The sequence below is a fragment of the Mycobacterium sp. HUMS_12744610 genome, assembly GCF_041206865.1.
GTDB lineage: Bacteria > Actinomycetota > Actinomycetes > Mycobacteriales > Mycobacteriaceae > Mycobacterium > Mycobacterium servetii.
Genome location: NZ_JBGEDP010000001.1, coordinates 3,943,702 through 3,959,469, shown reverse-complemented (window position 1 = coordinate 3,959,469; position 15,768 = coordinate 3,943,702). Strand labels below are relative to the sequence as shown.

The 15,768-nt window shown below is 69.1% G+C and carries 12 protein-coding genes; 6 read left to right on the top strand and 6 right to left on the bottom strand.

The window, feature by feature from the left end; translation table 11 throughout:
- Positions 1-47: 47 nt before the first annotated feature.
- The gene (car, locus tag AB8998_RS18875; protein ID WP_369739267.1) at positions 48-3,608 is read right to left on the bottom strand and encodes a carboxylic acid reductase; all 3,561 of its coding nucleotides are present in this window, start codon (positions 3,606-3,608) and stop codon (positions 48-50) included.
- A gap of 158 nt (positions 3,609-3,766) precedes the next feature.
- Positions 3,767-5,113: a 4-aminobutyrate--2-oxoglutarate transaminase gene (gene gabT / locus AB8998_RS18870; RefSeq protein ID WP_369739266.1), complete on the bottom strand. Its 1,347-nt coding sequence runs from the start codon at positions 5,111-5,113 to the stop codon at positions 3,767-3,769.
- Between the two features lie 189 nt (positions 5,114-5,302).
- Between gabT and yajC the strand changes: the two genes are divergently transcribed.
- The 5 genes from yajC (at position 5,303) to AB8998_RS18845 (ending at position 11,085) form a co-directional block, all read left to right on the top strand.
- Positions 5,303-5,668, top strand: a complete 366-nt coding sequence (yajC, locus tag AB8998_RS18865) for a preprotein translocase subunit YajC (RefSeq protein ID WP_369739265.1) — start codon at positions 5,303-5,305, stop codon at positions 5,666-5,668.
- Between the two features lie 130 nt (positions 5,669-5,798).
- Positions 5,799-7,595 (top strand): protein translocase subunit SecD, encoded by a 1,797-nt coding sequence (gene secD, locus AB8998_RS18860; protein WP_369739264.1) that lies wholly within the window; start codon positions 5,799-5,801, stop codon positions 7,593-7,595.
- 4 nt (positions 7,596-7,599) lie between these two features.
- A complete protein-coding gene (gene secF / locus AB8998_RS18855) occupies positions 7,600-8,865 on the top strand; it encodes a protein translocase subunit SecF (RefSeq protein ID WP_369739263.1) in 1,266 nt (421 codons plus the stop codon).
- Positions 8,866-8,870: 5 nt separating this feature from the next.
- Complete coding sequence (locus AB8998_RS18850) at positions 8,871-10,517, top strand: ABC transporter substrate-binding protein (RefSeq protein WP_369739262.1); 1,647 nt, start codon at positions 8,871-8,873, stop codon at positions 10,515-10,517.
- Between the two features lie 25 nt (positions 10,518-10,542).
- The gene (locus AB8998_RS18845) at positions 10,543-11,085 is read left to right on the top strand and encodes an adenine phosphoribosyltransferase (protein WP_369741652.1); all 543 of its coding nucleotides are present in this window, start codon (positions 10,543-10,545) and stop codon (positions 11,083-11,085) included.
- A 45-nt stretch (positions 11,086-11,130) separates the two neighbouring features.
- On the opposite strand, the gene AB8998_RS18840 is transcribed toward AB8998_RS18845, so the two are convergent.
- The 3 genes from AB8998_RS18840 to AB8998_RS18830 are packed head-to-tail and all read right to left on the bottom strand — an operon-like array spanning position 11,131 to position 12,195.
- Positions 11,131-11,628 (bottom strand): hypothetical protein, encoded by a 498-nt coding sequence (locus AB8998_RS18840; protein WP_369739261.1) that lies wholly within the window; start codon positions 11,626-11,628, stop codon positions 11,131-11,133.
- Complete coding sequence (locus AB8998_RS18835; protein ID WP_369739260.1) at positions 11,612-12,010, bottom strand: hypothetical protein; 399 nt, start codon at positions 12,008-12,010, stop codon at positions 11,612-11,614. Before AB8998_RS18835 ends, AB8998_RS18840 begins: the two co-directional genes overlap by 17 nt.
- Positions 12,010-12,195: a hypothetical protein gene (locus AB8998_RS18830; protein WP_369739259.1), complete on the bottom strand. Its 186-nt coding sequence runs from the start codon at positions 12,193-12,195 to the stop codon at positions 12,010-12,012. Before AB8998_RS18830 ends, AB8998_RS18835 begins: the two co-directional genes overlap by 1 nt.
- A gap of 222 nt (positions 12,196-12,417) precedes the next feature.
- Here AB8998_RS18830 and AB8998_RS18825 point away from each other — a divergent pair, with 222 nt between their 5' ends.
- Entirely contained in the window at positions 12,418-14,805 is a 2,388-nt protein-coding gene (locus AB8998_RS18825; protein ID WP_369741651.1) for a RelA/SpoT family protein, read from the top strand.
- Between the two features lie 10 nt (positions 14,806-14,815).
- Here the strand turns inward: AB8998_RS18825 and AB8998_RS18820 are convergent, their stop codons facing one another.
- A complete protein-coding gene (locus AB8998_RS18820; protein WP_369739258.1) occupies positions 14,816-15,715 on the bottom strand; it encodes a peptidylprolyl isomerase in 900 nt (299 codons plus the stop codon).
- Between the last annotated feature and the right edge of the window lie 53 nt (positions 15,716-15,768).

Here is a 15,768-nt window from a genome sequence, read left to right as displayed (position 1 = left end):
AAAGCGCCCGGCCCTTCCGGGGGCCGGGCGCTTTCGCTGTGCCGTCGTTACAGCAGTCCGAGCAACTGCAGGTCGGTGGCGTACTTGACGATGACCGGCGCCGAGACGTGGGGGATGTCCTTGTCCGGGCCGATCTTGGCCTCCTGCACCGCGGCGCGGAAGCGGTCGGTCGGTGCCAGCGATCCGCGCAGCGGCTTCTCGGGCTTGCCGTAGTTGTGCAGCAGCGGCAGCAGCGAGTACTGGCGCTGCTTCTCCGGCAGGCCCCGCAGCGCGGTCTCGAAGCGCTGCAACCACTCCGCGTAGTCCCCGACCCGGTGGATCCGGTATCCCGCCTCGATCAGCCAGTCGACGTACTCGTCGAGCCCGATGCCGTCGTCGTACGGGTTCATCACGTGATACGTCTGGAAGGCGTCCCCGTTGGTCAGGGCCTGCGCGCCCAGCGTCGAGATGGCCGCGGCGATGAACTCGACGGGCAGGCCGTCGTAGTGCGCGCGCTGCCGGTTGCCCTCGGCGTCCAGCTCGTAGAACGATCCGGGCGCGATCCCGGTGGCGACCACGCTCAGCATCAGCCGGGTGAACATGTCCGGCAGGTTGAGCTGGCCCGCATAGGTGGTGTCGGCCAGGATCATGTCGCACCGGAACACCGCGGCCGGCAGGCCGCACAGGTCGTGCGCCTCACGCAGCAGCACCTCGCCGGCCCACTTGCTGTTGCCGTAGCCGTTGGCGTAGTTCTCGTTGATCGCCCGCGTCGCGCTGACCTGCCGGATGTCGGCGTCCTCGACGAACTTGCCGAGCTCGATCTGGTCGCCCACGCCGATCGTCGACACGTAGGTGTAGGGCTTCAGCTTGGTGGTCAACGCGATCCGGATCAGCTCGGCGGTGCCCAGCGCGTTGGGACCGAACAGCTCGCTGTAGGGCAGCACGTGGTTGACCAGCGCCGCCGGGTCGACGATCAAGTCGACCGTGTCGGCCAGCCGCTGCCACGTCTGCTGGTCGAGCCCAAGGTTGGCCTCGCCCTTGTCGCCGGCGATGACCTCGAGGTGGTCCGCGGCCAGTTCCTGGTAGTGGGCGAGCAGCTCGGGATCCCCTCCTGGAGAGCCGACGCCGAAGGTCTTGTCGAGCCGGGCGCGCGCGTCGTCGTCCGACTTCGCCCGCACCAGCGCGATGACCTTGCCGTCGACGAGGTCCATGCGTTCCAGCCACTCCAGCGCCAGGTAGCGGCCCAAAAAGCCCGTCGTTCCGGTCAGCAGCACCGTGCGCACCTCGGCGGTGGGCCCGGGCAGGCTCGGTGCGGCGGCCAGCGTCGCCTCGTCGAGGAACTTGTCCAGCGTCAGGTCGGCCGCCCGCACCGTCTTCGCGTCGCGGCCGTGCACGGTGGCGAACGTGGGCCGCTTGCTGCCCCGCCGCTCGGCCTCGATGTAGTCGGCGATGGCCGCCAAGTCGTTGGCCGGGCTGACGATGACCCCCACCGGCACATCGATGTCGAAGATCTCGTGCAGCAGGTTGCCGAACGTCAACGCCGACAACGAGTCCCCGCCTAGCTCGGTGAAGTGGACGTCATGGGGCAGGTCTGTTTGCCCACTAGGGGAAGCCGCACCCAGCAGGGCGGCCGCGGCCCGGCTGACCGTCTGCAGCACCGGCGCGTCGGCGGCGTTGCGGCGCAGCTCGACCAGTTCGTTGGCCTGCCCCTCGGCCAGCTCGGCGTAGAGCCGCTCGAGCCGCTCGCCGTAGTGCGCCTTGAGCTTGGGCCAGGCCAGCTTCCGGATGCCCGTGAGCAGGCCGTTCTCCACCGTGAACGGCGTGGTCTCGACGATGAAGGCGCGCGGCACCTCGTAAGGCTGCAGGCCGGTCTCGCGGGCGACCTTGTGCAGCGAGTCGGCGATCTGCGGCTTGAGCGCGGCGGGGTCGTCGACGCGCGCCAGGGCGTCCTCGGTGGGCACCACCACCGCCAGCAGGTAGGGCTGGGCGCTGTTGCCGTAGACGTAGATCTGCCGGATCAGCGGGCTGTTGCCGAAGACGGCCTCCAGCTTGGCCAGTGTGACGAACTCGCCCTGCGCCAGCTTGAGGACGTTGTTGCGGCGGTCGACGTACACCAGCCGGTCGGGGCCGACCTCGGCGAACACGTCCCCGGTGCGGTAGTAGCCGTCGTCGCCGAACACCCCGGCGGTGATCTCGGGTCGCTTGTAGTAGCCGGGGAACATGTTGAGGGTCTTGAGCAGCAGCTCGCCGCGCGGGTGCGGCCGGTCGGTGCCGAAGTAGCCCAGCTCGGGGACGTCGATCAGCTTGTAGTCGAGGACGGGCGGGCGCTGCACCTCGCCGTCGAACAGCACCATGCCGGCCTCGGTGGAGCCGTAGCCGTCCATCAGGTGCATCTCGAGCAGCGACTCCACCCAGGCCCGCAGCTCGGGTGACGTCGGCGCCGAGCCGGTCATCGCGAAGATGAACCGTGCGCCCAGCAGGTACCGGCGCTGCTCGTCGAGCACCTCGGCCTCGATCGCGGCGCGGTCGGCGGTGTCGCCCGCCTCGGCGAGCCGGATGTTCACCTGCCGCTGGAATTCGCCGAACAGGGTTTCCCAGATGCGCGGCACGAAGTTCAGCTCGGTGGGCCGCACCAGGGCGAGGTCTTCCAGCAGCGTGGACAGGTCACTGCGGGCGGCGAAGTAGGCCGTGCCGCCGTTGCCCAGCGTGCCGTAGAGGATGCCGCGGCCCATGACGTGGCTCATCGGCATGAAGTTCAGCGTGATCGACGCGGCGCTCGGTCCGAACCAGTTGCGGCTCGAACGGCACCACATCTTGCCGACGTTGCTCTGCGGGTACATCGCCCCCTTGGGGGCGCCGGTGCTGCCGGAGGTGTAGATCAGCAGGGCCAGCGGGTCGTCGTCGGTCGGCTGCGCGGCCGGCGCGGCCGGCAGACCCTTGCCGCGCTCGAGGGCCTCCGCCAGCGTCTCCACGTTCACCGGGGTGCCCTGCAGGCGGCCGCGCGCCGTCTCCACGGCCTCGCGCTCGTCGTCGACCTGTGGGTGGTAGTCGAACACCAGGAGCTTGGCAGGCGCGGTCCCGGTTTCGCGGCTGCTGAGGATCAGCTCGACGGCCACCGGCAGTTGTTTCACGCTCGCCGCGATCGCGGTGGGCGTGGTCTCGGTCGCGATCGGCTGCAGCTGGGTGATCGCCGCGCCGGTCTGCAGCGGCACCGACACCGCGCCGATCAGGCCCAGCGCCACGTCGATGGTGGTGAAGTCGACGCTGTTGAAGCCCAGGACGGCCACCCGGTCGCCGGGATGCACGGGGTCGCCGGCCAGGGCGCGCGCCAGCGCGTCGGCCCGCTCGCCCAGCTCACCGTAGGTGAGGGTCTCGTAGCGGGGCAGCAGCTCGAGCACCGTGCGTCCGGTCTTGGGGTGCTCGACGAACTCCACGACGCGCTGTCCCAGGGCCGGCCGGTCGGCGTACCCGTCCAGGACCGTCCGGATGATCTGCGGCAGCTGCAGCCCGGGCTGATCCAGGGCCTCGGCGACGGCCGGGTCCGGCCGCGCGGCGGCGAACTGGGGGTCGGTTGCGGTCAGGTTCTCGACGCGGCGAGCAAGCCACTCTTCGTGAGTCGTAGTCGGCATAACAAATCCTTTTGCGGTTTGGAGAATTAATGAAGCTAATTTGCGCTGTCGCGCGACGACGGATATAACCTTAGCTAAGGTAACTATATTCCTCTAGGAGCGGATTCGGGGCGAGATTGTGAGCTTGCCCACGACAACGATGTGCTGCGCCCCCGGGTCTAGCTCGAGAGGCCGGCCAGGATTTCGCCGAGTACGTCTAGCCCCTCGCCGAGCAACTCGTCGCTGATGGTCAGCGGGGGCAGCAGTCGGATGACGTTGCCGAACGTGCCGCAGGTCAGCACGATGATCCCGGACGCGTGGGCCGTGGTCGCCAGCTTGTGGGTCAACTCGGGGTCGGGGTCGGCGGTCCCCGACTTCACAAACTCCACGGCGATCATGGCGCCGCGGCCGCGGACGTCGCCGATCCGGTCGTCGTCGGCCTGCAGCCGCGCCAGCCGGTCGAACATCAGGTGTTCCAGCCGGCGGGCCCGCTCAACTAGGTTGTCCTGCTCGATGGTCTCGATGGTGGCCAGGGCGGCCGCACACGTCACGGGGTTTCCGCCGAAGGTGCCGCCCAAACCGCTGGCGTGGGGGGCGTCCATGAGCGTGGCGCGGCCGGTCACCGCCGACAGCGGCAGGCCGTCGGCGATCCCCTTGGCGGTGCAGATCAGGTCGGGCTCGATGCCCTCGTGCTCGCAGGCGAACATCGCGCCGGTGCGGGCGAACCCCGTCTGCACCTCGTCGGCGATGAACACCACGTCGTTCTTGCGGCACCAGTCCAGCAGCGTGGGCAAAAATCCCTCGGCCGGCACGATGAACCCGCCCTCGCCCTGGATCGGTTCGACGATGACGGCGGCCAGGTTCCCGGCGCCGACCTGCTTCTCCATGACGGTGATCGCCCGCTCGGCGGCCAGCTTGCCGTTGGTGGCCAGTTTCTTGTCGGTCAGGCCATCCCGGTAGGGGTAGGACAGCGGTGCCCGGTAGATCTCGGGTGCGAACGGTCCGAAGCCGCTCTTGTAGGGCATGGATTTCGCGGTGAGCGCCATCGCCAGGTTGGTGCGGCCGTGGTAGGCGTGGTCAAACGCCACCACGGCGGGCTTGCCGGTGTGCGAGCGCGCGACCTTGATGGCGTTCTCGACCGCCTCGGCGCCGGAGTTGAACAGCACCGAGCGCTTCTCGCCGGAGCCGGGGGTGATCCGGTTGAGCTCCTCGGCGACGGCGACGTACGACTCGTACGGCGTCACCATGAAACAGGTGTGGGTGAACTCCGCCACCTGCGCCCGCACCGCCTCCACCACGCGCGGCGAGGAGTTGCCGATCGTGGTGACCGCGATGCCCGAACCCAAGTCGATGAGCCGGTTGCCGTCGACGTCCTCGACGATGCCGCCGCCGGCCCGGGCGGCGAAGACCGGCATGATGACGCCCACACCGCCCGACACCGCCGCGGTCCGGCGTCTGGTCAGTTCCAGCGAGGCGGGACCGGGGATCTCGGTGACCAGCTTTCGGGTCTGCTCGAGGCCGGCCACAATCTCCTCCTCACCGCGGCGCGCCCGTCACGCCACGAAATCCACCCTATCTGGTCGCGCGGCCGCGGCGGGGCCGCCGCCGAGCGCCCCCCTGGAGTGGCCACAGGAGTGCCTGCGTGCGGCTGGTCGCACTGAAAAGGGCAGACTGGACCCGGGTTCAACACACCGAGACGAAAGACGGGCGCCGCGATGGAGAGTTTGGTTCTGTTCCTGCCTTTCCTGCTCATCATGGGCGGGTTCATGTACTTTGCGTCGCGTCGCCAGAAACGCGCGATGCAGGCGACCATCGACCTGCAGGAGTCGCTGCGGGCCGGTGACCGGGTGCACACCACCTCGGGCATGGAAGCCACCATCGTCGCGATCGCCGACGAGACCGTCGACCTCGAGATCGCACCCGGCGTGGTGACCAGGTGGATGAAACTGGCCGTCCGCGACCGAATCCTGACCGACGACGACCTCGACGACATCGACGAGGCCGAGGGGGCCGACCGGCTGCCGGCACCCGGAAAACCGGGGGACGCCGCCGATGAGAGCCGGCTGCGCAAGGATTTCTGAGGAGGATTTCCGGGGAAGGGTTGCGGCGACCCGGACCGCTTGCGCGGTGCACGGGAGGCTGACACGTAGTCTTTGTCCCGGGCAAGGAAGTCCTGGCTAACAAACCGATTCTCGAGGAGACACAAGGAACGTGGCATCGTCTTCGGCGCCGGTGCACCCTGCCCGCTACCTGTCGGTCTTCTTGATCCTGCTCGTGGGCCTTTACCTGCTGGTGTTCCTGACCGGCAACAAGCGGGCTGCCCCCAAGCTCGGCATCGACCTGCAGGGCGGCACGCGCGTGACGCTGACCGCGCGCACCCCGGACGGCTCGGCCCCCAGCCGGGAGGCCCTGGCGCAGGCACAGCAGATCATCAGCGCGCGGGTCAACGGGCTGGGCGTCTCCGGCTCCGAGGTCGTCGTCGACGGCGACAACCTGGTCATCACGGTCCCGGGGAAGGACGGCAGCGAGGCCCGCAACCTGGGGCAGACCGCACGGCTGTACATCCGACCGGTGCTCAACTCGATGCCGGCGCAGAGCGTGGAACCCAAGCCACCGCAGCAGGGTGAGCCCAAGCCCAAGGGCGACAACGGCGCGCCGGCCGGAACCCCGGGCCAGCCGGCCCCCGCGCCGTCGGGGCAACCGGCCCCCGAGCCGCCTGGGCCGAACCCGCCGCCGGCCCCGCCCGCGCCGGGCGCCCAGCCCCGCCCCTACCCGCAGGACCCGCCGTCACCGAGCCCGGCGCCGCCTCCGCCGGCACCCGCGCCCGGTGCCCCCGCCGAAGGGCCCGCGCCGGGGGAGCAGCCCGCGCCGGCGGACCCGCGCAAAGACCTCGCCGAGCGCATCGCCGAGGAGAAGAAGTGGCGGCAGAGCACCAAGCAGGGCATCCAGTTCCTCGCCCTGCAGTTCGAGGCCACCCGCTGCGACAAGGACGACATCCTCGCCGGCAACGACGACCCCAACCTTCCGCTGGTGACCTGCTCCACCGACCACAAGACGGCCTACCTGCTGGCGCCGTCGATCATCAGCGGTGACCAGATCGCCAACGCCACCTCGGGCATGAACCAGCACGGCATCGGCTATGTCGTCGACCTGCAGTTCAAGCCCGGGGCGGCCAGCGTGTGGGCCGACTTCACCGCGTCCCACATCGGCACGCAGACGGCGTTCACGCTGGACTCCCAGGTGGTCAGCGCGCCGATGATCCAGGAGGCCATCCCCGGCGGCCGCACCCAGATCACCGGTGGCGACCCTCCGTTCACCGCCTCGACGGCGCGCCAGCTGGCCAACGTCCTGAAGTACGGGTCGCTGCCGCTGTCCTTCGAGTCGTCGGAGGCCCAGACCGTGTCGGCCACCCTGGGGCTGACCTCGCTGCGGGCGGGCCTGATCGCGGGTGGCATCGGCCTGATCCTGGTGCTGCTGTACTCGCTGCTCTATTACCGGGTGCTGGGGTTGCTGACGGCGTTGTCGCTGATCGCCTCCGGCGCAATGGTGTTCGCGATCCTCGTGCTGCTGGGGCGGTATATCAACTACACCCTGGACCTGGCGGGCATCGCGGGTCTGATCATCGGTATCGGCACCACCGCCGACTCGTTCGTGGTGTTCTTCGAGCGGATCAAAGACGAGATCCGCGAGGGCCGCTCGTTCCGGTCGGCGGTGCCGCGAGGCTGGGTGCGGGCCCGCAAGACGATCGTCTCGGGCAATGCCGTCACGTTCCTGGCCGCCGCGGTGCTCTACTTCCTGGCGATCGGCCAGGTCAAGGGATTCGCGTTCACGTTGGGCCTGACCACGATCCTCGACCTGGTGGTCGTGTTCCTGGTGACCTGGCCGCTGGTGTACCTGGCCTCCAAGTCGCCGACGCTGGCCAAGCCCTCCTACAACGGCCTGGGCGCCGTTCAGCAGGTCGCCCGTGAACGCCGGGCCGCCACGCAGGTGAAGACGGGACGGACGTGACGTGATGGCTTCCCGGGACAAGATCGAAACGACCGAGGCGTCCACCGACGCCGTCGAGCTCACCGGGCCGGCCCGCCGCAGCTTCGTCACGCGGCTCTACACCGGCACCGGGGCGTTCGAGGTGGTGGGCAGGCGCCGGCTGTGGTTCGGCATCAGCGGCGCGATCGTCGCGGTGGCGATCGTCAGCATCCTGGTGCGCGGGTTCACCTTCGGCATCGACTTCAACGGCGGGACGACGGTGTCCTTTCCCGCCACGGGTGGGAAAGGCACGGCGCAGACGTCTCAGGTCGCCGAGGTCTTCAGCAAGGCCATCGGCAAGGACCCCGAGTCGGTGGTGACCGTCGGCAGCGGCGCCGCGGCGACGGTGCAGATCCGCTCGGAGACGCTGTCCAACGACCAGACCAGCCGGCTGCGCAACGCGCTGTTCGACGCCTTCCAACCGAAGGGCGCCGACGGCAAACCCAGCAAGCAGGCCATCAGTGACTCGGCGGTGTCGGAGACCTGGGGCGACCAGATCACCAACAAGGCGCTGATCGCGCTGGTGGTGTTCCTGGCGCTGGTCGCCCTCTACATCACCGTGCGCTACGAGCGCTACATGACGCTGTCGGCGATCGCGGCGATGTTCTTCGACCTGACCGTCACGGCGGGCGTGTACTCGCTCGTCGGTTTCGAGGTCACCCCCGCCACGGTCATCGGCCTGCTGACGATCCTCGGGTTCTCGCTCTACGACACCGTCATCGTGTTCGACAAGGTCGAGGAGAACACCCACGGCTTCCAGCACACCAACCGGCGCACCTTCGCCGAGTTGGCCAACCTCGCGATCAACCAGACCTTCATGCGCTCGATCAACACCAGCCTGATCGGCGTGCTGCCGGTGCTGTCGCTGATGGTGGTCGCGGTGTGGCTGCTGGGGGTCGGCACCCTGAAGGACCTGGCCCTGGTGCAGCTGATCGGCATCGTGATCGGCACGTACTCCTCGATCTTCTTCGCGACGCCGTTGTTGGTCACGCTGCGGGAGCGCACGGAGCTGGTGCGCACGCACACCCGCCGGGTCATGAGGCGGCGCGGCGGCGCCGGGGACGACACCGAGACGACCGAGCCGGCGGAATCCGCCGGCGACACCGAACCCGCGCAGGACGACACGGAAGCTGACACGGAAGCCGCAGGGTCCGGCAAGCCGGCCCCTAGCAAGCCCGCCCCGGGCGCCCGGCCCGTGCGGCCCACCGGCACCCGGCGTCCGAGCGGCAAGCGAAACGCCGGCCGGCGGTAGTCAGCATGGCCGGCTGGCGCGGATGGGCGATCGTTGCTCTGGCCGCGGTGCTGGCGGGGGCAGCCACCCTCACCGGATGCTCCGGCAGCGCCGCCTCGCAGGTCGACTACGTCGTCGACGGACCGCTGCTGACCTACAACGCCAACACCGTCGTGGGCGCCGCGTCGGCCGGCGCCCAGGCCTTCGCTCGCACCCTCACCGGCTTCGGTTACCACGGGCCGGACGGGCAGGTCGTCCCCGACCACGACTTCGGCACCGTCTCGGTCGTGGACGGCGCGCCGCTGGTGCTCGACTATCAGCTCGCCGACAAGGCCGTCTACTCCGACGGCAAGCCCGTGACCTGCGACGACCTCGTCCTGGCCTGGGCGGCCCAGTCTGGCCGGTTTCCGGGCTTCGACGCGGCCACCCGGGGCGGCTACGTCGACATCGCCAACGTCGAGTGCAAGCCGGGTCAGAAGAAGGCGCGCGTGTCCTTCGCCCCGGACCGCGGCGTCGTCGACTACACGCAGCTGTTCACCGCGACCTCGATGATGCCGTCGCACGTGATCGCCGACCAGTTGCACACCGACGTGACCGCGGCCCTGCTGAACAACGACGAGCCGGTGGTGGAACAGATCGCACGGCTGTGGAACACCATCTGGGACCTCAAGCCCGGGCTCGATCTCCGCCGTTTCCCGTCGTCGGGGCCGTACAAGATCGAATCGGTGCTGGACCGCGGCGCGGTGGTGCTCGTCGCCAACGACCGGTGGTGGGGGCCGCGGGCGATCACCAAGCGGGTGATCGTGCGGTCGCAGGGCGCCGACATCCAGGATCGGGTCAACAGCCGCAGCGTCGACGTGGTCGACGTGGCGGCCGGTTCGGCCGGGGCGCTGGTCACCCCGGACGACTACGACCGCGACGACTCGCCGTCCGACGGCATCGAACAGCTCATCTTCGCGCCGGCGGGGCCGCTAGCGCTGACCAGCGTGCGCCGCGCGTTCGCGCTGTGCACGCCGCGCGACACGATCGCGCGCGACGCGGGGGTGCCGATCGCCAACTCGCGGCTGGAGCCGGCCACCGACGACGCGGTCGCCCGCGGGGAGGCCGGCGCCGATGCCGAGCGCTTCAGCAGGGCCGATCCCGGCGCCGCCCGCGACGAGCTGCACGGGGCCGGACCCGTGACGGTGCGGATCGGCTACCACGGACCCAACGCGCGGCTGGCGGTCACCGTCGGGACGATCACCAAATCGTGTGCCGCGGCCGGTATCACCGTCACGAACGTCACCCTGGACTCGCCGGGGCCGCAGGCGCTGCGGGACGGCAAGATCGACGTGCTGCTGGCCAGCACCGGCGGGGCCAGCGGCAGCGGATCGACCGGGTCGTCGGCGATGGACGCCTACGACCTGCACAGCGGTAACGGCAACAACCTGTCCGGGTTCGCGAACGCTCAAATCGACGGCATCATCGGCGCGCTGGCCGTGTCGGCCGACCCCGCCGAGCGGGCCAGGCTGGTGGGGGAGGCCGCGCCGGTACTGTGGAGGGACATGCCGACTCTGCCCCTCTATCGACAGCAACGCACGCTGCTGAGGTCGAAGAAGATGTACGCGGTGACCAGGAATCCGACCCGCTGGGGCGCGGGCTGGAACATGGACCGATGGGCCCTAGTGCAATGAGGTTTCAGTGACTCGTGCCGGTACGATCGCTGCCCTGGGTTCCCAGGCCGCCCTGGCCGACCTCATCGCGTCGCTCACCCGCAAGGTGGCCGATTTTCCCGAGCCCGGAGTGCAGTTCAAGGACCTCACCCCGCTGTTCGCCGACCGGGCCGCGCTGGCGGCGGTGACGGACGCGCTGGCGGGCATGGTGTCGGGCGCAGACCTGGTCGCGGGCATCGACTCCAGGGGGTTCCTGGTGGGGGCGGCCGTGGCCACCCGGCTGGGGACCGGCGTGCTGGCGATCCGCAAGAGCGGCAAGCTGCCGCCCCCGGTGCTCAGCGAGAGCTACACCCGGGAGTACGGCGAAGCCTGCATCGAAATCCCCGCCGACGGGCTCAACCTGCGCGACCGCAGCGTCTTCCTCGTCGACGACGTGCTGGCCACCGGCGGCACGCTCGCCGCCGCGGCCCGGTTGATGGAACGCGCCGGCGCCCGGGTGACCGGGGCCGGGGTGGTGGTCGAGCTCGGCTCGCTGGGCGGTCGCGCGGCCGTCGCACCGCTGCCGGTGCACAGCCTGAGTCGGGTTTAGCCGTTAGGTTGGGCCGGCGCACGACTTGCCACGTTGCGGCAGAGCTCAGAACGGATCTGCGTACCGGCGGGGCTCGTTGACGACGCGCCGATCCTGACTTTTGTCGCGCTGCACCGAGGCGACCTGGGCCGGTCGTGTGTAACGATGCACACTGGCAATATCGGCTGGACGCTGTGGGAGATCATCGTTGAGCGGATAGCCGTCCCACAAGATGGTGTCCGGTTCGCCCGTCTTCCGGCGAGACCCCCATGGCTGCCGCTCCTCGAGATCAAGTAGGTAGTAGTACAGCACCGCCTCGTCCTGGGACGGCCAATGACCCCGGTCGATGAGCGAACGTCTGGTGTCGCGGACGAGTCCCCTGGTGATGTCAGACGGCGGCGCGGAGTAGACGAGGTACATCATGGGTCCCTGGGTCCAGGCGTGGGAGACGTGGAAGGGCTTAAACCCCTTCGCGTTCTGCTCTTCGATGTAGCCCAGCAAGTTATGCAGCACCACTGCAGCAAACGCGTTCTCCGGGCCGGTGTCTTTAGTTGATGGGAACATTCTTATTCACCCAAGGCGGGGTCCATGTCCAGTCCTTTCCGAGTAAAAGTACTCCGCTACCGCCCTCAAGCGGATACATAGTGATCACTCCCTTCTGGCCGCCGCCAGGCACGTCTGAACGGCCTTCATTGACATTCGCCACGATCCTCATGGTCAGGCTCTCGCGTGCGTGCACGAGGTCTGCGGCCGCCCGCCCAGCGGCCGCATCCCCCGCCGCGCCCTCCCACGACACTCCGCCGGGGCGTTGAACATCCTCGGCCAGCTTCTGCAGCGCGCTCTCGGCGTTCGGCCGCATTCTGCCCAGATATCCGGCGAGCGCCCCGAAGTAGGCGAAGTCGGAGGCCTCGACTCCCGAAAGCGTCGGCCAGCCTCCGGTGATCATCAGCCCACCAGCCGACGCAACTGTTCGGCGTTACCCCGGTCGTTGGCGGCGTAGGCCTTTGCGGCATCCACATAGTCCGCGCCGCGGGTGACGATGTGTTTGCCGATTGCCCCTACGTCCTGGCCTGCCGCCGCGGCGGCGCTGCCGGCGATCGCCGCGGACGACGCCCAGCTAGGCCCGACCACGGACGGCGGCCTGGCATCGGCGGCCACATACGCGCCGACCGTCGCGCATGTGGCGCCAGCTGGTGCAACCCCGAAGCAAGCACCTTCAGTCGCTTGGCGCTTGCTCGGTCGTCCTCCGCCATCCGCCCGCCATCCGCCGACGTGTAACGGGCAGGCGCAGGGATGCCAGTCAGCCTGTTCGCGCCGCCGAGGCGATATCCTCGAAGGTCGGAGGTGACCGACGTGGCGGACGACCAGAGCATGGCGCAGACTGTGCCGCCGCCGGCCGACGACGCGTTGCGCAACGATCCCGCTCCCGAATCGTCGCGCGGCACACCCCAGCCGCCCGGCGAGACGCCGAAGACCAGCAGCAGCGCGTCCCGCCGGGTCCGGGCCCGGCTGGCCCGACGGATGACCGCGCAGCGCAGCACCCTCAATCCCGTGCTGGAACCGCTGGTGGCGGTGCACCGGGAGATCTATCCCAAGGCGAACATGCAGCTGCTGCAGCGGGCCTTCGAGGTCGCCGACCAGCGGCACGCCACGCAGATCCGGCATTCCGGCGACCCCTACATCACCCACCCGCTGGCCGTCGCCAACATCCTGGCCGAGCTGGGCATGGACACCACTACGTTGGTGGCCGCGCTGTTGCACGACACCGTCGAGGACACCGGGTACTCGATCGAGGCTTTGAGAGAGGAGTTCGGTGACGAGGTCGGTCACCTCGTCGACGGCGTGACCAAGCTGGACCGGGTGGTGTTGGGCAGCGCCGCCGAGGGCGAGACCATCCGCAAGATGATCACCGCGATGGCCCGCGACCCCCGGGTGCTGGTGATCAAGGTCGCCGACCGGTTGCACAACATGCGCACCATGCGCTTCCTGCCGCCGGAGAAGCAGGCGCGCAAGGCCCGCGAGACGCTGGAAGTGATTGCCCCGCTTGCCCATCGGCTGGGTATGGCCAGCGTCAAGTGGGAGCTGGAAGACTTGTCGTTCGCGATCCTGCATCCCAAGAAGTACGAGGAGATCGTCCGCCTGGTCGCCGGGCGCGCGCCGTCGCGGGACACCTACCTGGCCAAGGTGCGCGCCGAGATCATCAACACGCTCAACGCCTCGAAGATCAAGGCGACCGTGGAGGGCCGCCCCAAGCACTACTGGTCGATCTACCAGAAGATGATCGTTAAGGGTCGCGACTTCGACGACATCCACGACCTGGTCGGTATCCGCATCCTGTGCGACGAGATCCGCGACTGCTACGCCGCGGTGGGCGTTGTCCATTCGCTGTGGCAGCCGATGGCCGGTCGTTTCAAGGACTACATCGCCCAGCCGCGTTACGGGGTCTACCAGTCGTTGCACACCACCGTCGTGGGCCCGGAGGGCAAGCCGCTGGAGGTGCAGATCCGCACCCGCGACATGCACCGCACCGCCGAATACGGCATCGCCGCGCACTGGCGTTACAAGGAAGCCAAGGGCCGCAACGGCATTCCGCATCCCCACGCGGCCGCCGAGATCGACGACATGGCCTGGATGCGTCAGTTGCTCGACTGGCAGCGTGAGGCCGCGGACCCGGGTGAGTTCCTGGAGTCGTTGCGTTACGACCTTGCGGTGCAGGAGATCTTCGTCTTCACCCCCAAGGGCGACGTCATCACGCTGCCGACGGGGTCGACACCGGTGGACTTCGCCTACGCCGTGCACACGGAGGTCGGTCACCGTTGCATCGGCGCGCGGGTCAACGGGCGACTTGTGGCGCTGGAACGCAAGCTCGAAAACGGCGAGGTCGTCGAGGTTTTCACGTCCAAGGCGCCCAACGCGGGGCCGTCGCGGGATTGGCAGCAGTTCGTGGTGTCGCCGCGGGCCAAGGCGAAGATCCGGCAGTGGTTCGCCAAGGAACGCCGCGAGGAAGCCCTGGAGGCCGGCAAGGAGGCCATCGCCCGCGAGGTGCGCCGCGGCGGACTTCCGTTGCAACGCTTGGTGAACGGCGGATCCATGGGGGCGGTTGCCCGCGAGTTGCATTACGCCGACGTGTCCGCGCTCTACACCGCGATCGGCGAGGGGCACGTATCGGCCAAGCACGCGATGCAGCGGCTGCTGGCCGAACTCGGCGGTATCGACCAGGCCGAAGAGGACCTCGCCGAACGGTCCACACCGGCGACCATGCTGCGCCGCCCGCGCAGCAACGACGACGTCGGCGTCTCGGTCCCGGGCGCCCCGGGCGTGCTGACCAAGCTGGCCAAGTGCTGCACCCCGGTGCCGGGCGACGCGATCATGGGCTTCGTCACCCGCGGCGGCGGGGTCAGCGTGCACCGCACCGACTGCACCAACGCCGCGTCGCTGCAGCAGCAGTCCGAGCGCATCATCGAGGTCCTGTGGGCGCCGTCGGCGTCGTCGGTGTTTTTGGTGGCCATCCAGGTCGAGGCGCTCGACCGGCACCGGTTGCTCTCCGACATCACGCGGGTGCTGGCCGACGAGAAGGTGAACATCCTCTCGGCGTCGGTCACCACCTCGTCGGGCGACCGGGTGGCGATCAGCCGGTTCACCTTCGAGATGGGCGACCCCAAGCATCTGGGGCACCTGCTCAACGTCGTGCGCAACGTCGAGGGTGTGTACGACGTGTACCGGGTGACGTCCGCGTCCTGAGGCCGGCGCCCTAGTCGAGCATGATCGACTTGATGGTGACCTCGGTGGCCGGCGGCCCGTCCTCGCCGCCGCCGGCGACGCCGGCCTTGGCGATCTTGTCTAGCGTGGTCAGCCCGTCGGACTGGATCGTGCCGAACACGGTGTACTGGGGCGGCAGCTCGGAGTCCTTGTAGACCAGGAAGAATTGGCTGCCGTTGGTGCCCGGCCCGGCGTTGGCCATCGCCAGCGTGCCGCGCGGATACAGCACCGGCTCGTCGAGCTTGGGATCGTTCGGCGGGTACTGGTCGGTGGGGTACTCGTTGGCGAACTGATAGCCGGGGCCGCCGGTGCCCTTGCCCGCCGGGTCGCCGCATTGCAGGACGCCCAGCGTCGGCGAGGTTGTCAGCCGGTGGCACTTGGTGCCGTCGAAGTACTTCTGCTGAGCCAGGCTGGCGAAACTGTTGACGGTGCAGGGTGATTCGTTGTTGGCCAGCAGGAGGCCGACGGGGCCCTGGTTGGTCATCATGCTGGCGCTGACCTGGGCCGGGTCGGTGGGCACCTTGCCGCTCCGCGGCGGCTTGACATCCTTGGCGGCCGCCGTCTTCGTCGCCGGGTACTGGCAGTCGGCGCCGAGGCTGGCCGACGGCTTGAACGGCGGCAACGGCGGAACAGCCCCGGGCTGCGGGGACGCGGTCGTGGTCGTCTGCGCCGGGCTGCTGGTGGTCGTCGTGGCGGGTGCGGCGGTGGTGCCCCGGTGGTCGTGGCGGTTGTTGATGACCGCGAACGCCACGCCGGCGATCACGGCCACCGCCACGATCGCGCCGGCGGCGATCACGAAGATCCGGCGCATTCTGGCCTGCTTCGCGCGGCGCTCGAGCTGCCGCTCCAATTTGCGTTTGGCTGTGGCACGTCGCTGTTCGTTGGTCGGCACGACCGGTTTGCCTCCGTGTTTGGTGATGAGCGGCCGAGTAGAAAGCTCAGGCT

Bases quoted from the DNA above. Each gene is read 5' to 3' on its own strand.
- car (WP_369739267.1), bottom strand. From the start codon at position 3,608: ATGCCGACTACGACTCACGAAGAGTGGCTTGCTCGCCGCGTCGAGAAC.
- yajC (WP_369739265.1), top strand. From the start codon at position 5,303: ATGGAGAGTTTGGTTCTGTTCCTGCCTTTCCTGCTCATCATGGGCGGG.
- secF (WP_369739263.1), top strand. From the start codon at position 7,600: ATGGCTTCCCGGGACAAGATCGAAACGACCGAGGCGTCCACCGACGCC.
- AB8998_RS18850 (WP_369739262.1), top strand. From the start codon at position 8,871: ATGGCCGGCTGGCGCGGATGGGCGATCGTTGCTCTGGCCGCGGTGCTG.
- AB8998_RS18840 (WP_369739261.1), bottom strand. From the start codon at position 11,628: ATGTTCCCATCAACTAAAGACACCGGCCCGGAGAACGCGTTTGCTGCA.
- AB8998_RS18835 (WP_369739260.1), bottom strand. From the start codon at position 12,010: ATGATCACCGGAGGCTGGCCGACGCTTTCGGGAGTCGAGGCCTCCGAC.